General features: G+C 62.0%; 14 protein-coding genes. 9 read left to right on the plus strand and 5 right to left on the minus strand.

Annotated elements, in window-relative coordinates; genetic code table 11:
* Nucleotides 1-16: 16 nt before the first annotated feature.
* Together FQ755_RS28085 and FQ755_RS28090 are read right to left on the minus strand one after the other, a co-directional pair.
* Nucleotides 17-988, minus strand: a complete 972-nt coding sequence (locus FQ755_RS28085) for a 2-keto-3-deoxygluconate permease (protein ID WP_144158500.1) — start codon at nt 986-988, stop codon at nt 17-19.
* Between the two features lie 150 nt (nt 989-1,138).
* Nucleotides 1,139-2,668 (minus strand): UxaA family hydrolase, encoded by a 1,530-nt coding sequence (locus tag FQ755_RS28090; RefSeq protein WP_144158503.1) that lies wholly within the window; start codon nt 2,666-2,668, stop codon nt 1,139-1,141.
* 794 nt (nt 2,669-3,462) lie between these two features.
* Here FQ755_RS28090 and FQ755_RS28095 point away from each other — a divergent pair.
* Complete coding sequence (locus FQ755_RS28095; RefSeq protein WP_186308683.1) at nt 3,463-5,166, plus strand: aspartyl protease family protein; 1,704 nt, start codon at nt 3,463-3,465, stop codon at nt 5,164-5,166.
* 113 nt (nt 5,167-5,279) lie between these two features.
* Here the strand turns inward: FQ755_RS28095 and FQ755_RS28100 are convergent, their stop codons facing one another.
* A complete protein-coding gene (locus tag FQ755_RS28100; RefSeq protein ID WP_186308684.1) occupies nt 5,280-5,624 on the minus strand; it encodes a response regulator in 345 nt (114 codons plus the stop codon).
* 294 nt (nt 5,625-5,918) lie between these two features.
* Between FQ755_RS28100 and groES the strand changes: the two genes are divergently transcribed.
* Complete coding sequence (gene groES / locus FQ755_RS28105) at nt 5,919-6,209, plus strand: co-chaperone GroES (RefSeq protein ID WP_025496518.1); 291 nt, start codon at nt 5,919-5,921, stop codon at nt 6,207-6,209.
* Nucleotides 6,210-6,261: 52 nt separating this feature from the next.
* Entirely contained in the window at nt 6,262-7,905 is a 1,644-nt protein-coding gene (groL, locus tag FQ755_RS28110) for a chaperonin GroEL (RefSeq protein ID WP_074265692.1), read from the plus strand.
* 137 nt (nt 7,906-8,042) lie between these two features.
* Here groL and cysC read toward each other — a convergent pair whose 3' ends face one another.
* Both cysC and FQ755_RS28120 read right to left on the minus strand, forming a co-directional pair.
* Complete coding sequence (gene cysC, locus FQ755_RS28115) at nt 8,043-8,630, minus strand: adenylyl-sulfate kinase (protein WP_260858904.1); 588 nt, start codon at nt 8,628-8,630, stop codon at nt 8,043-8,045.
* 340 nt (nt 8,631-8,970) lie between these two features.
* Complete coding sequence (locus FQ755_RS28120) at nt 8,971-9,834, minus strand: hydroxymethylpyrimidine/phosphomethylpyrimidine kinase (RefSeq protein WP_144158515.1); 864 nt, start codon at nt 9,832-9,834, stop codon at nt 8,971-8,973.
* A gap of 268 nt (nt 9,835-10,102) precedes the next feature.
* On the opposite strand from FQ755_RS28120, the gene FQ755_RS28125 reads away from it, so the two are divergent.
* The 6 genes from FQ755_RS28125 to FQ755_RS28150 all read left to right on the plus strand — a co-directional run bounded on the left by FQ755_RS28125 (nt 10,103) and on the right by FQ755_RS28150 (nt 14,834).
* A complete protein-coding gene (locus FQ755_RS28125) occupies nt 10,103-10,273 on the plus strand; it encodes a rubredoxin (RefSeq protein WP_025527884.1) in 171 nt (56 codons plus the stop codon).
* 191 nt (nt 10,274-10,464) lie between these two features.
* Nucleotides 10,465-11,895 carry a hypothetical protein gene (locus FQ755_RS28130; RefSeq protein WP_144158518.1) on the plus strand — a complete coding sequence of 477 codons (1,431 nt, stop codon included), beginning with the start codon at nt 10,465-10,467 and terminating at the stop codon, nt 11,893-11,895.
* A 255-nt stretch (nt 11,896-12,150) separates the two neighbouring features.
* The gene (locus FQ755_RS28135; protein ID WP_144158521.1) at nt 12,151-12,729 is read left to right on the plus strand and encodes a YqgE/AlgH family protein; all 579 of its coding nucleotides are present in this window, start codon (nt 12,151-12,153) and stop codon (nt 12,727-12,729) included.
* Nucleotides 12,726-13,166 (plus strand): Holliday junction resolvase RuvX, encoded by a 441-nt coding sequence (gene ruvX / locus FQ755_RS28140; RefSeq protein ID WP_144158524.1) that lies wholly within the window; start codon nt 12,726-12,728, stop codon nt 13,164-13,166. Before FQ755_RS28135 ends, ruvX begins: the two co-directional genes overlap by 4 nt.
* A complete protein-coding gene (gene pyrR / locus FQ755_RS28145; protein ID WP_144158527.1) occupies nt 13,153-13,677 on the plus strand; it encodes a bifunctional pyr operon transcriptional regulator/uracil phosphoribosyltransferase PyrR in 525 nt (174 codons plus the stop codon). Before ruvX ends, pyrR begins: the two co-directional genes overlap by 14 nt.
* A gap of 125 nt (nt 13,678-13,802) precedes the next feature.
* On the plus strand, nt 13,803-14,834 hold the full coding sequence (locus FQ755_RS28150; protein WP_144158530.1) for an aspartate carbamoyltransferase catalytic subunit: 1,032 nt from the start codon (nt 13,803-13,805) through the stop codon (nt 14,832-14,834).
* Nucleotides 14,835-14,895 lie beyond the last annotated feature (61 nt).

Here is a 14,895-nt window from a genome sequence, read left to right on the forward strand (position 1 = left end):
GTCGGACGACGCCGGTCTATTGCACGGGCTGTACGATCGGCACTTCGGCGTTCGTCTTCTTTTTCCGCGCCAGAAACTTCACGTAGGCCGCAGTGGCGAGCGGCGACAGTAACGACGTGATGATCGTCGACGCCGCGATCTGGGGCGTCGCAATCGCCACCAGCGACGCAAGGTGCGGATCGACGGTCGCGATCGCGGTGGGTGTCGCGACGGCGTTGCCCGCAGTCGTCGAGACGGCCGCTCCCGCTACGCCTGAGCCGCCGGCAAGACGCGAAGCGATGATGTTCACGACGCAACCCAACGTGAGTGTCACGAGCCCGAGCAGAATGCCCGACAAGCCCGCGGAGAGAATCGCATGCAGGTTGATCCCCACGCCGAGGCCGAAGGCAAAAAACGGGATCAGCAGATGGCCGCCGGCTTTCAGGAACCTGCGCATGTCGCTATCGAGGTTGCCAAGCACCATGCCGATCAAAATCGGCAGGATCGTGGCGATAAGTTCGGTGTACGGAATTTTTGCGAGTCCCGACACACCGAGCGCAACCATCGTCATGAACGGGCCTTCCTGAATCGACAGCACCGCGAGCGCGCCGCGATCGACCTCGTCGCCGAATTGCTGCGTGAGTGCTGCATACAGGCCCATGTTCGCGTTGGTCATCGCCGCGATGATCGCCACGCTGGACAATCCGAGCACCTCATGTCCCTTGAAAAAATAGCTGACGAACAGACCGATAGCAATGCCGACCGCGAGCTTCGAGATCGTGATTACGGCGCCCTGTTTCAGCGCGCGCGGTGCAGTCTTTAGCTGGATTTCAGCGCCCATGCAGACGAAGAACACCGCGAGAATCGGCAGCGCGCCATGCGCAAGCTGCGTCGAGAAACTGCCGATTGCTAGTACGTGCGGGAAATACGTATTGAGGATGCTGCCCCACAGCAGGGGAATCACCATCATGCCACCGGGAAATTTCTCGATGGTTTCCTTGATCTTCATTGCATTGTCTCCGTCGGGCACCGTATTCGTATGGACCGGCGCTCAGGCGTATAGGCCGCAGACGGCCATTGATGTAAGGGGGGAAGCCCGCGTGCGGTCACCTCTTTGCACAACCACGCGCGGGCGTAAGACGGCTACGGTATGGACTGCTTACATTTGTGCGCCGATCATCCAGGGCACGAACTCTTCGTTGCCCACGCCGAGGGCTTCGCTTTTGCTCTTCGCGCCCGACGCGACTTCGATGATCATTTCGAAAATCTCGCGGCCCTTTTGCTCGACCGTCGAATCCCCGTCCATGATGTCGCCGCAGTTGATGTCCATGTCGTCGACCATGCGCGTGTACATCTTCGTGTTGGTCGCGAGCTTGATCGAAGGTGCCGGCTTGGCGCCGAAGCACGAGCCGCGGCCGGTGGTGAACAGCACGAGGTTCGCGCCGCTCGCGATCTGCCCGGTCGCGCCCATCGGGTCGTAGCCCGGTGCGTCCATGAACACGAGGCCGTTGGTGTCGATCGGTTCGGCGTATCGGTACACGCCCGTCAGCGGGGTCGAGCCGCTCTTGGCCACGGCGCCGAGCGACTTCTCGAGAATCGTCGTGAGGCCGCCGGCCTTGTTGCCCGGTGTCGGGTTGTTGTCGATGCTGCCCTTTTCCCGCTTCGCGTAGTCTTCCCACCAGTGAATGCGCTCGACGATTTTCTGGCCCACTTCGGGCGTGATCGCGCGGCGCGTGAGCAGGTGCTCGGCACCGTAGATTTCGGGCGTCTCGCTAAGGATCGCGGTGCCGCCGTGCTGCACGAGCAGGTCGACAGCCGCGCCGAGCGCCGGGTTGGCGGTGATGCCCGAGTAGCCGTCGGAGCCGCCGCATTGCAGCGCGATGTTCAGATGCGACACCGGCAGCGGCTCGCGCTTCACCTCGTTCGCTACGGGCAGCATTTTTTCGAGTGCGGCGATGGCGGCGTCGACGGTCTTCTGCGTGCCGCCCTGTTCCTGAATCACGAGCGGCACCATCATGGCGTTGGGCTCGACCCCTTCTGCGATGAACAGCGCGCCCATCTGGTTCGATTCGCAGCCGAGGCCGATCACGAGCACGCCTGCGAAATTCGGATGACGGATATAGCCGCCGATCGTGCGGCGCAACTGCTGCACGCCTTCGCCGTGGTGGTCGATGCAGCAGCCGAAGCTGTGCGTAATCGGGACGATGCCGTCGACGTTCGGATACGCGTCGAGCTTGCCGGGCGCGGAGAAGTGCTGCGTGACGAGCTTCGTGACGGTCGCCGAGCAGTTCACCGTGCTGACTACGCCGATGTAGTTGCGGGTCGCGACGCGGCCGTCGGCGCGACGAAAGCCCATGAACGTGCGGGTTGTTTCGGCAGGAACGACCGTCTTCATGTCCTGGCCGAACGCGTAGTCGCGCGCGAAGTCGCCCATCGAGACGTTTTGCGAGTGGACGTGCGCGCCCGGCTCGATGGCCTGCGTTGCGAAACCGATGATCTGGCCGTAGCGCCGGACCGGATCGCCGTCCTTGATCGCGCGCAGCGCCACCTTGTGCGCAGCGGGGATGTCGTCACGCGTGACGATACCGCCGACTTCGGCCAGCGTCGTGCCCGACGCGATTGGAAGACGCGCAATCGCGACGTCGTCGTCCGCGTGCAGCCTGATAACCAGTGAACTAGAATCCGCCATATTTTTCTCCTGAATCGTGGGGAGCGGCGCATCAATGCTGTTTTATCGTCTCGATGCGACCGCGCGACGATATGGTGGTCGTGTGCCAGGCACAGGGCAAATTGGTCGGGCCAGTTTAGGGTGGGGGGCGACGTGTGAGTTTGCTTCGCGCGAGTTGAAGTGCCGCGCAATGAACCCGATGTAGTGCTGAGGGCGCGGCGCACTCACGTCTACAAGACGCACACGATTGCCGCTGCCTGATTGAATAACGGGATTTGCGACGCGACGCCCCAGGCTGACATTTGAACTCGTACCGCATCCTGATTGCTGCAAGCGTCCTCAAGCACGTCTTTCTTCATGCCATCGGCTATCTGGCGAGCCATGCAACGATTGTAGTTACTGGCATTGCCGCATTCGAAAGGGAGAGGCGTCCCCGTCTGGCGGATTGGCTTGATCGTTGCAATAGCCGTCCGGCGTATCAAAGGGTTTCAAAGTTACCTTAGGTCACCCGATTCGGTCGGCAATGAACTTCTTTGTTCGCTGATTGAAGTAGTCCCGAACGGACTGATTACTGCTGGCGATTTTTGGTGCGTCGTAGAATCAGTATTTCTCTCGCTCAGCTTGCACAACTGCCTATGGCTGTTTTTCGATTTGTCACCGCCCGGGTTTTCTGTTCATTAGTACTGGTAGCAACTGCATTGCTGTCTAGCAACGTGCGAGCCGATACAGCGCGGGATGTCTCCGACAGTAGACAAACATTGAGTAACCGAAACGGCATTGCGTCTTTAAAGGGGAGGGCGGACTGCGGCCCGATCATGATCGAAGGGACGGCTCGCTCAAAGGGGCTCGTCGGGAAATTCCTTTTAACGGCAGACCCGGGCCAACAGGTGGCGACGCTCCAGGTCTCCGATGCAGGCCCCGCAAATTTTGCATTTGGCGTATCGGGTCCTCGAGTATGGGTCAAGGATGCCAACGGCGTGGTCGGCGATGCAGATTTTGATGGTTACCGGCAAGGCATTGTTAGCGATGCATATTGGCTAAGCGGCGGAATATTGAACAAGTGCTGGCCGGCCAGCATAAGGTTCCTGAAAACCGAGCAGGTCGACGGTACGACTGCCGACAAGTTAAGCGTGTGGCCACAGGGCGGGAAAGTCACAACGGTCTGGATGTCTCGCGCGAGCCATCTGCCGTTGCGCTGGTCCCGAAGAGACGAGCCAGACGTCGCGACGACGACATACTCGGAATACCGTCCGATCAGTCATCGGCTCGTTCCTTTCGGGCAACGCATGGTGGATCGCGATGGCAATCGATGGGACCTGCATGCCATTCGGGTAACGACCGGCGTTACCGCGGAATTCGTCGCTGAACGGGCCAGAAAACCTGACTCCACATTGAGCGACTATTGGATCGATGGCAGTGACACCACGACGATTCCGATGGGCGCAGCCGGTTTGCCTCGCGTCGACGTCTTTATCAATGGGAAGGGGCCGTTCAGCTTTCTGTTTGATTCGGGTGGCGCATTCTCGATGACACGGGCTACAGCCGATGCTGCAGGTCTCAAGCTATTTGGAGAAGGAAGCGACACGGGGATCACTGGCGCTGCAGTCAAGACCCGATTCTCCAGGATCAAGGATCTACGCTTAGGGTCCGCGCATTTGCGCGATCAGTATGCGTCCGTTTTCGACGCGGGTTCTGAAGGGACGGGCGCGCAAGCCGCTGGTGCGATTGGTTACGAGGTTCTCGCACGCTTTACCACGACTTTCGATTTCCCTGACCGGACGGTTAGCCTCTCGCTAAAGCATGGCGATGCAATGGTCAGCGATCCGCTCGCGTCGCCTATCGCGCTCGACCACACCGTCCCCGTAGTAGAAGGTGAGATGAATGGTGTCGCCGATTATTTTTGGCTCGACACCGGGTTCAATGGAGCACTTCTTGTAAATCGGACGTTTGGCATTGCACACCCCGCGGCGATGCCCAAGCGTCTGTACAACCTGGGAGGGGCGCTAAACGCCGTGGGCGGCGGTGGAGCTATCAGGATGGGGCGAATTTCCTCGTTGACGGTCGGAACGGCGACCTTCGCTGACACCATTGGAATGTTTTCGACCTTGGACGGTGGTCTGAACACGGACTCGGAGTTCGCCGCGGACGTGGGCGACGCTCTGCTGAGTTCATGCGTCGTGAGGTTCGATTACATGGGGCGACGTGTCTGGTTCACGCGACGCGATGCTTCGAGTGGCGGTTATATCCCGCCTTACAACAGGGCGGGTTTCGGTCTTGCCTACGCAACCGGTGGCGTTGCGACAGTCAGCTATGTCAGGGAGGGTTCACCCGCAGCAGAAGTCGGATTGCGCGAAGGGGACTTCGTCATAGAGATCAACGGGCAAGAAACATCCGGTTTGGTAGTCTCTGCGACGATGTCCAATCTGAGGGCGCTTAACGACGCCCCTATACGGCTTGCGGTTCTGCGGGCGGGCACGGTCCTCGATTTCACCGTTCAGCCAAGGGATTACGTTCAGTGAGGGGACGGCTCGGTCTGCCGGATTGCGCCAGAGAGCCAATGTGAAGGCTCATGCAGATCGGGCCGCGCGCACTTCGGCACTTCGAAGTGTGCGCATGGCCGAACCGCTGGCGGCTACGCCGTCAACAGCTCTTCGAGGCGGTCGAACTGCAGTGGCTTCAACACGTAACCGTTAAAGTCGCCGAGACTAACGCCTTGCTCCAACCCGACGTGACCTGTCATGGCGAGGATTTGCGAATTTCGCGAGGAGCCTTCGCGCCGCATGCTGGCGCAAACGTCTCGACCATCTTCGTGTCCTAGCTGAAGGTCGAGGAGTATCAAATCGAATCTGGTGGTGTGCGCAAGCTCAACGGCTGCCTGGCTATCGTACGCAACGGAGGCCTGGTGTCCCATTGATACCACGAGGGCGGCTAAAGCATCGGCCGAGGCCGGATTGTCGTCAACAAACAGGACGTTCAAGACATGTCTCCTTGACACGTTTAGGCCGTCCGCAAGTATATCCCATGACCTTTCGGTTGACTTTGCGGCGGCCAGCGCGCGGGAGGCTGATCGAGGAATGTGGTTGGTGTTTACCCTATAGTTATCTGCCTTTCGACATCCGTAAAAATTTCCCACCCCCTTCCTTCTTGAATTTGTCACCACCCGTCCATATAATTAGCACTCGCTGCACGAGAGTGCTAACAACATCGCCGGTTGGCTTGGCCAGCCGGGTTTTCTCAGCGTTCTTCAGTCTCAACCAAGAGAGGAGTATGTATGAACCTTCGTCCTTTGCATGATCGCGTGATCGTCAAACGTCTGGATCAAGAAACCAAGACTGCGTCGGGCATCGTGATCCCCGAAGCCGCAGCAGAAAAGCCGGATCAAGGCGAAATTCTGGCAGTCGGCCCGGGTAAGCGTGACGACAAGGGCGCACAAATCGCGCTCGACGTGAAGGTTGGTGACCGCGTCCTGTTCGGCAAGTACGCAGGCCAGACCGTCAAGGTCGACGGCAGCGAACTGCTGGTGATGCGCGAAGAAGACATCATGGCCGTGGTGCAGAAGTAAGCGCTGGTCGCTACTTCCCCGGTTATTTCCCAAGAATTCAAGGAGTTAGAAGATGGCAGCTAAAGACGTCGTATTCGGTGATTCCGCCCGTGCCAAGATGGTTGAAGGCGTGAACATCCTCGCGAACGCTGTGAAGGTCACGCTGGGCCCGAAGGGTCGCAATGTGGTCCTGGAACGCAGCTTCGGCGGCCCGACGGTCACCAAGGACGGTGTGTCGGTCGCGAAAGAGATCGAACTGAAAGACAAGCTCCAGAACATGGGCGCGCAAATGGTCAAGGAAGTGGCTTCCAAGACCAGCGACAACGCCGGTGACGGCACCACGACCGCAACGGTCCTGGCCCAGTCCATCGTTCGCGAAGGCATGAAGTACGTCGCATCGGGCATGAACCCGATGGACCTGAAGCGCGGTATCGACAAGGCTGTGACTGCAGCTATCGAAGAACTGCGCAAGATCAGCAAGCCGTGCACGACCAACAAGGAAATCGCTCAGGTTGGCGCGATTTCGGCCAACAGCGACTCGTCGATTGGCGACCGTATCGCTGAAGCAATGGACAAGGTCGGCAAGGAAGGCGTCATCACGGTCGAAGACGGCAAGTCGCTGCAAGACGAGCTGGACGTCGTCGAAGGTATGCAGTTCGACCGCGGCTACCTGTCGCCGTACTTCATCAACAACCCGGACAAGCAGGTTGCTGTGCTCGACAACCCGTTCGTGCTGCTGCACGACAAGAAGGTGTCGAACATTCGTGACCTCCTCCCGGTTCTGGAACAAGTGGCCAAGGCTGGCCGTCCGCTGCTGATCATCGCAGAAGACGTCGAAGGCGAAGCACTGGCAACGCTGGTGGTGAACAACATCCGCGGCATCCTGAAGACTGTTGCTGTCAAGGCTCCGGGCTTCGGCGATCGTCGTAAGGCCATGCTGGAAGACATCGCGATCCTGACCGGCGGTCAAGTCATCGCTGAAGAAACCGGCCTGACGCTCGAAAAGGCAACGCTGGCTGAACTGGGTCAAGCGAAGCGTATCGAAGTGGGCAAGGAAAACACCACGATCATCGACGGCGCTGGCGAAGGTGCCAACATCGAAGCACGTGTGAAGCAGGTTCGCACGCAAATCGAAGAAGCTACGTCGGACTACGACCGTGAAAAGCTGCAAGAGCGCGTGGCCAAGCTGGCCGGCGGTGTTGCGGTGATCAAGGTCGGCGCTGCGACCGAAGTCGAAATGAAGGAAAAGAAGGCACGTGTCGAAGACGCACTGCACGCAACGCGCGCAGCTGTGGAAGAAGGCATCGTGGCTGGCGGCGGTGTCGCACTGATCCGCGCTCGCACGGCAATCGCTGGCCTGAAGGGCGCTAACGCCGATCAGGACGCCGGTATCAAGATCGTTCTGCGCGCAATGGAAGAACCGCTGCGCCAGATCGTTACGAACGGCGGCGAAGAAGCCAGCGTCGTGGTGGCAGCAGTTGCAGCAGGCACGGGCAACTACGGCTACAACGCAGCAACGGGCGAGTACGTCGACCTGGTTGATGCTGGTGTCGTGGACCCGACGAAGGTCACGCGCACGGCACTGCAAAACGCAGCATCGGTGGCAGGTCTCCTGCTGACGACCGACGCAGCGGTTTGCGAACTGCCGAAGGAAGATGCTCCGATGGGCGGCGGCGGAATGCCGGGCGGCATGGGCGGCATGGGCATGGACATGTAATTTCGCGTCGGCTTCTCCTCTCGCGGGGAGAGGCTGGTTCGAAATGCATGGGGAGGTGCGCCGCGAGGCGTGCTTCCCAAAAAGAAAAAACCCGCAGCGATGCGGGTTTTTTTCGTTTACACGCGCACGATGCGCACTTAGGACTTCATAAGAAACGCCTTGTTCAGGTGATCGAAGATCCCGGACACGCTCGCCTCTTTGCTTTGACCTACCGTATCCACGCGTAGGTCGGGGTTCGCAGGCGGCTCATATGGTGCGGATACGCCAGTGAACGAGGCGATCTCCCCCGCCCGGGCCTTCGCATACAGGCCCTTGGGATCGCGCCGCGCGCAGTCGTCGACGGAGGCGGAAAGATAGGTCTCCACAAACCGCTCGTCGCCGATGATCTCGCGGGCCATGGCGCGGTCTTCGTTCATGGGCGAGATCAGTGCGGCAATCACGATCAGGCCGGCGTCGTTCATTAGCCGCGCGACGTGCGCCACCCGGCGGATATTCTCGCGCCGGTCTTCCTTGCTGAATCCGAGGTCGCTGCCGAGGCCGTGCCGGATGTTGTCGCCGTCCAGCACGTAGCATGGATGGCCTAGCCCGATCAGCCGACGCTCCAGTTCATAGGCCAGCGTGGATTTGCCTGCTCCCGATAAACCCGTGAGCCAGACGGTGACGGCTTTCTGCCTGAACAAACGGGCGCGGTCGAGATCGCCAACCGAGCCACTGACGCGTTGCAGAAATGCCGGCGCAGACGTTTGAGGCGCGATTGATTGATTGTCTTCAGAGGTGGTTCCGGCGCCGGAGCGGCTGTCGTCGTGACCGTCCGGCGTGGCGTCGTAGAGGGATCGATTAGAAGCGTGCGAAGAATTGTTCACTTTAACGATTCCCGCTGAGATGGAGGGGCATGAGGGCGCTGCCTGCAGCATTACAGTCAGTAAATTCTACTGTCGGATAGCCCGTCCATCTGTAACGCTTAATTACGTTCGTAATACCTTGGTGATGTTTTTGTAGGGACGCGGGCGGCCTCGCGCCAGGTCTGTGATCGTTCGTAACATGGTATGCGGCCCCCATCCGCCCTCAGTGCCGCGCTTCCCCGGACGGCGGCCCATCTTTCGCGCCACCCAGCGGCGTCTCTTCCTCGCTGCTGCGCGCCCAGAAAAACCGGTCCGGCAGATACGCGCCCATGCCCGGCCGAAACGCATTGCGCATGGCCTGATGCATATACTCCTGCGCCTCGCGCACCGCTTCGGCCGGATCCTGCCCATTCGCCAGCAACGCGGCGATCGCCGCGCCGAGCGTGTCCGTGAGCCCCATGATGCGATGCGGGCCGCGGTCCCACATATCCTGGCGCAACTGGCCGTCGTCGCTGAAAAGGGTATTGACGAGGCGATGCGTGCCGGTTTCTGTCGACAAGATGTATTCGCAGCCCTGCGACAGCAGATGCGAGATCGCGGCGTCGAGGCTCGGCGCTTCGGCGTCACCGTCCGGCTGCGCGAGCGCGAGCAGGGTGGCGTGGTCGGCGACCAGCAGGGTGGTCTGCGGGGCGAGCAGGTCGGCAATCGCTTCGCGCAGTTCGTCGGCGGCGAGCACGTGTTCGTCGTCGAGCGTGAAGTCGGGGGCGAGAATCAGCGGGATGTCGTCGTAATCGGCGACAACTTCGGCAATTGCGCTCACCACTTCCGCACGCGTTGCCGCGCCCACTTTGAACGCCGCAATGGGCATGTCTTCGAGCAGCATGCGCGCCTGGGTGGCGACGACTTCCGGGTCGAGCCCGGTCACTTCGTCGCAGCTCGCCGAGTCGCGCACGGTATAGCCCGTCAGCACGCTGACGCCGTGGCAGCCCATGCTGGCCAGCGTCATCAGGTCGGCCTGGATGCCAGAGCCGCCCGTCGGGTCGGAGAGGCCGAAGGTGAGAACGATCGGAGGAGTATCGCTGGGCATGAAGATGGTGGGCAGGAATTGAGCATGTAAGCGCGCACCGGGCGCGCAGTCGGCTCAATTATGCGTCCTAAAGCGTCACCGGGGCGTTTTTTCGCATCCGCGAAGGGGTTGTTGCACAGAGGCTGGGCGTGGTGTCGCGCCTTCGCGGGCGAGCGGGCAGGGTGCCGGGAAGGCGCCGCCGTGATGATTTTCAATCGCTAGGCATTAGGGCGGCAACACGGTACCATCATGGCTCTCGTTTCAACGCACTTTTTGACGCGACACAAGAATGGAATATAGAAGCTGGATGTGCCTGATCTGCGGCTGGATCTACGACGAAGAAGCCGGTTTGCCAGAGGAAGGAATCGCGCCGGGCACGCGTTGGGAAGATGTTCCCATTAACTGGACCTGCCCCGAATGCGGCGCGCGCAAGGAAGACTTCGAGATGGTCCAGATCTGACCGTCCGGCGTTCGCGCGTCCCGGTGGGCGGCGTAAGCGCGTCTGCCGGTCGCCCGGCAGGGCGGAACATCCGCCTCCACGTTTTGTCGCAACGGTAGTTCGTCATCGTACTGTCGCGGGCTCGCGCGCTTTTTGGGCGCGTCGGGCCGTGCGGCGGCCTGTCGTTGTTCGTGCCGTTTGCCCATGCCGCCATGATCTCTGGATCTGCCTCTTCCGGTACTTTCGAAGCACTGCCGAATCCACGCGGCGGCGCGCTCCGTTCCGTGGAACTCGCGCTCGCCGAAGCGCAGCTTGCGCTCGAACAGCGCGGCGATCTGGCGGCGCCGTTATTGCGTGCGGTTCAGACCTTGCGCGAAGCGGGCTGGCTCGGGGCGCAGCGTCTCGCGGACGTACTCGTGCTGGCCTCGCCGCTGACGGCGGCAGAGCCGTCCGATGAGCCGGACGCGCGGCAGCTGTTCACCGCGGCGCTGCACGATTTTCGGGCAGCGGTAGGCCGCCATAACCTCCGTGAGCTGTCCTGCTCACCGGCTCTATATGCGCATTACGCCGCGCTCAGCGCACGGGTTTCCCGCCGCACGCCCGGCTTCACGGTTGCGTATGAAGATCTCGCGCTCGCCGCACGGCCCGTGCCGCCTGTGTCGTTCAGCGCGCAGCCCGCGGCGCGTCTCGCGCATTTGCGGGCCCGCTACGAGCGGGCGCTGCTGCCGGTCCTGCGGGCGCATTCGAGCGACGGCGCGGCCAGCATGGCGGCCGCCGCCTTGACGCGCGCCGCGCTCGAAGACCTCGATGCGTGTCTCGCCGAACTCGCCGGCCCCGATCCCTACGATTTCTGGCGTCTCGCCTCGGCGTGCGCACGGTCGTTGCGTGTGAGCGGTCATCTCGTCGGTGATACCGACGCGCGGCGCTTTCACGCCCGCTGCAATCTGGCGCTCGCGGATCACGCACGCGGTTTGTCGCTCGCGCCGCGCTCGCTGGTGCGCGCGACGCTTTCGCTGTTGTGGCGCGATTACGCGCTGTTCGGCGCTGCGGCGGAGGACGCCGAGCAGGTCGAACTGCTGCGCGACTATGGTCTGACGGTTGACTGGCACGTGGCCGGCACGCAGGAGTCGGAGGCGTTGTGGGAGGCTGGCGCGGCCGAGGCGCAGGGAAGCGGCGGTGTTGCTGGGGGCCTGCTCGAAGCGCGCACGCGCGAACTGGGCGTGCTGACCGTCAACGCGCACGCCTATGAAGATTTCCTGCAGACGGCGGACGGGGCGATTGCCGCGCTCGCCGAACATGCTCGGGCGGCCGGCCATCCCGAGAAGGCCGATCCCAGCGAAGCGCTGCAGGCGGGTGACGCCGCTTACCGGCTGGGCGCCGCTGCCGGCGGCTTGGGTCTGGGTCACGTCGCGCTGCTCGCGGATGCGCTGGGCCTCGCCTGGCGGCGTCGTGCGCATGCCGGCGTGTCGACACCTGCCGTGCGTGCGCATGTGGCCGTCGCGGCGCCCGACGTGCGTTCGCTGGAAGAGGGCGCCGAAGCGCTGCGGGCCATGCTGCATACCATCGCGGCAGGGATCGCGCCGCCCGGCGCGAGTCCCGCGCTGGCCGTGTTGACCCGCGCTGTCGAACAGGGCGGCGCCTGAAGTCGAGGGCCACTGGACGGGGCAGCCAACAGGCAGCCGTGGCGTAGCTCGCCGGCCCTCATCACGGTCGTTTCAACACCCTGCACGGTCTCGCTTGTGACACACCCCGATACGCACCCGAATACGCTCCGTTGGCAACGTGTAAGCGCGTGATAGAGTGGCAATATGATCCGCTGTTCATGGATCGCGGCAAGACCTTGTCTGCCCTACGCTCAAAGCCCGCCATTCCGCATCGTCTTTGCTAAAATCCGAACTATGTCCAAGAGTACCGATCGCATCAATCTGACCAACCAGTTCCTGATCGCCATGCCGAATATGGCGGATCCCACGTTTTCAGGAACGGTGGTCTACCTTTGCGATCACAGTGAGCGCGGTGCGCTCGGCCTTGTGATCAACCGTCCGACCGACATCGATCTGGAAGCGCTTTTTAGCCGCATCGATCTGAAGCTGGAGATCGAGCCCCTGCTGCATGTCCCCGTCTACTTCGGCGGCCCGGTGCAAACCGAGCGCGGCTTCGTGCTGCATTATCCGAAGGATGGCAGTCCGTATACGTCCTCCATGTCCGTACCCGGCGGGCTGGAAATGACCACCTCGAAAGACGTGCTCGAAGCCGTCGCGGGCGGCACCGGCCCGGAACGCTTCCTGCTCACGCTCGGCCACGCCGGGTGGGGCGCGGGTCAACTGGAAGAAGAGATCTCGAAGAACGGCTGGCTCACCGTCGAAGCCGACCCGAAAATCGTCTTCGACGTACCGGCTGAAGAGCGTCTCGAAGCGGCGCTCGCGTTGCTTGGCATTTCCCTCTCCATGCTCTCCGGCGAAGCAGGTCACGCATGAGCAGTGCGGCCGGGCGGGCGGCAACGCTGCTGGCGTTCGACTATGGTGAAAAACGCATTGGCGTGGCGGTCGGCAACTCGCTGACCAAAAGCGCGCGGCCGCTCGTGGTGGTGCCCAACCGCAGTCGCGAATATCGCTTCGAGGCGGTGGGCAAGCTGATTGCCGAATGGACGCCGGATGCGCTGGTGGTCGGTCTGCCCATGCATCCCGACGGCGCGCCTCACGAAATGACCCAGCTCGCGAAACGCTTCGGCAACCAGCTCAACGGCCGCTTCAATCTACCGGTGACGTGGGTGGACGAGCGCTATTCGTCCGTTGAAGCCAAAGCCGGGATTCGCGCCGGCAATGGCCGCGCGGATATGCTCGACGCCGAAGCCGCCTGCATCATCCTCCAGCAATATCTAGACGGACTTGCCGACGATCATGAGTTCCATTGACGCCGAAGCGCTCTATCGCCGTGTCCTCGAACAGATCCGTGCGGCGTATGGCGACACGTTAAGCGGCGCGCATGGCGCGGTGCTTGCCGGCATCCATAGCGGCGGGGCGTGGCTGGCGCAGCGGCTGGCGCGTGATCTGAACGCGGACAGCTTCGGCGTGATCAACGTGGCGCTGCATCGGGACGACTACGCGAAGAAAGGTCTGCACGCGCAAGCGAGTCCGACCGCGCTGCCGTTCGACGTGAACAAACGGCGCATCGTTCTGGTCGACGACGTGCTGTACACCGGCCGCACCGTGCGAGCGGCGCTCAACGAGTTGTACGACTTTGGACGGCCGGCGTCGGTCGAACTGGCGGTGCTCGCTGATCGCGGCGGTCGCGAGTTGCCGGTGGCGGCGCGTTTTGTCGGCGGCGTGGTGGACTTGCCGGCCGACGCGACGCTCGTGCTGGCGCGCGGGAACACCGACGGCGCCGAGCGTTTCATCTTTCACACCGAAGCAAGCGCAGATTGAACCGTTGACCGGCCGTTGCCCGAGCGCAGGGTGCATGCAATATCGCACGCAACTCCGCGCGCGACACGTCAGGCAAGCCGCTCTCAAGCCGCGTCGATTCGTACACGATTGAACCAGGTATCTTCATGAACAGCGCCTCCCAGCCTTCGCAGGACCCAACCGGCCAGACGCCGCCACCCGAGCGCTTTCGGCACGGCTTCCTGAAGGGCAATCCACAGCTCACCAAAAACGGCGAGCTCAAGCATCTGCTGTCGATCGAAGGTTTGCCGCGCGCGATCGTCAATCACATCCTCGATACGGCCGAGCAATTCGTCAGCGTGACGGATCGTGAAGTGAAGAAAGTGCCGCTGTTGCGCGGCAAGTCGGTGTTCAACCTGTTCTTCGAGAATTCGACGCGCACCCGCACCACCTTCGAAATCGCCGCCACGCGGCTGTCCGCGGACGTGCTCAATCTGAACATCAACGCGTCGTCGACCAGCAAGGGCGAGTCGCTGCTGGACACCATCAACAACCTGTCCGCGATGCATGCCGACATGTTCGTGGTGCGCCACGCATCGAGCGGCGCGCCGTATCTGATCGCCCAGCATTGCGCGCCGCATGTTCACGTGATCAATGCCGGCGACGGCCGTCATGCGCACCCGACTCAGGGGTTGCTCGACATGTACACGATTCGCCACTACAAGAAGGACTTCACGAATCTGCGCGTGGCGATCGTGGGCGACATCCTGCATTCGCGCGTGGCCCGCTCCGACATCCATGCGCTGACCATACTTGGCGTGCCGGAAGTGCGGGCGATCGGTCCGCGCACCCTGCTGCCGGGCGGGCTCGAGCAGATGGGCGTGCGCGTGTTCCACAATCTCGACGAAGGCCTGAAGGACGTCGACGTCATCATCATGCTGCGGCTGCAGAATGAACGGATGAGCGGGGCGCTGCTGCCGTCGGCGCAGGAATACTTCAAGAGCTGGGGACTGACGCCCGGGCGCCTCGCGCTGGCCAGGCCCGACGCCATTGTGATGCATCCGGGCCCGATGAACCGCGGTGTTGAAATCGACTCGCAGGTGGCGGATGGTCCGCAGTCGGTGATCCTGAACCAGGTGACGTTCGGCATCGCCGTGCGGATGGCGGTGATGGGGATCGTGGCGGGGAATTACGATTAAGGACGCAACTTCGGTTTGCTCAGGTAAGCAACGAACCCGCGTCTCAGGCAACACAGAAAAA

This window comes from Paraburkholderia sp. BCC1885, from assembly GCF_900996235.1.
Taxonomy (GTDB): Bacteria; Pseudomonadota; Gammaproteobacteria; order Burkholderiales; family Burkholderiaceae; genus Paraburkholderia.

Coding starts and splice junctions, on each gene's coding strand:
- ruvX (WP_144158524.1), top strand. CDS start 12,726: ATGAGCAGTGCGGCCGGGCGGGCGGCAACGCTGCTGGCGTTCGACTAT.
- FQ755_RS28130 (WP_144158518.1), top strand. CDS start 10,465: ATGATCTCTGGATCTGCCTCTTCCGGTACTTTCGAAGCACTGCCGAAT.
- pyrR (WP_144158527.1), top strand. CDS start 13,153: ATGAGTTCCATTGACGCCGAAGCGCTCTATCGCCGTGTCCTCGAACAG.
- FQ755_RS28125 (WP_025527884.1), top strand. CDS start 10,103: ATGGAATATAGAAGCTGGATGTGCCTGATCTGCGGCTGGATCTACGAC.
- groES (WP_025496518.1), top strand. CDS start 5,919: ATGAACCTTCGTCCTTTGCATGATCGCGTGATCGTCAAACGTCTGGAT.
- groL (WP_074265692.1), top strand. CDS start 6,262: ATGGCAGCTAAAGACGTCGTATTCGGTGATTCCGCCCGTGCCAAGATG.
- FQ755_RS28095 (WP_186308683.1), top strand. CDS start 3,463: ATGATCGAAGGGACGGCTCGCTCAAAGGGGCTCGTCGGGAAATTCCTT.
- FQ755_RS28090 (WP_144158503.1), bottom strand. CDS start 2,668: ATGGCGGATTCTAGTTCACTGGTTATCAGGCTGCACGCGGACGACGAC.
- FQ755_RS28150 (WP_144158530.1), top strand. CDS start 13,803: ATGAACAGCGCCTCCCAGCCTTCGCAGGACCCAACCGGCCAGACGCCG.
- FQ755_RS28120 (WP_144158515.1), bottom strand. CDS start 9,834: ATGCCCAGCGATACTCCTCCGATCGTTCTCACCTTCGGCCTCTCCGAC.
- FQ755_RS28085 (WP_144158500.1), bottom strand. CDS start 988: ATGAAGATCAAGGAAACCATCGAGAAATTTCCCGGTGGCATGATGGTG.
- FQ755_RS28135 (WP_144158521.1), top strand. CDS start 12,151: ATGTCCAAGAGTACCGATCGCATCAATCTGACCAACCAGTTCCTGATC.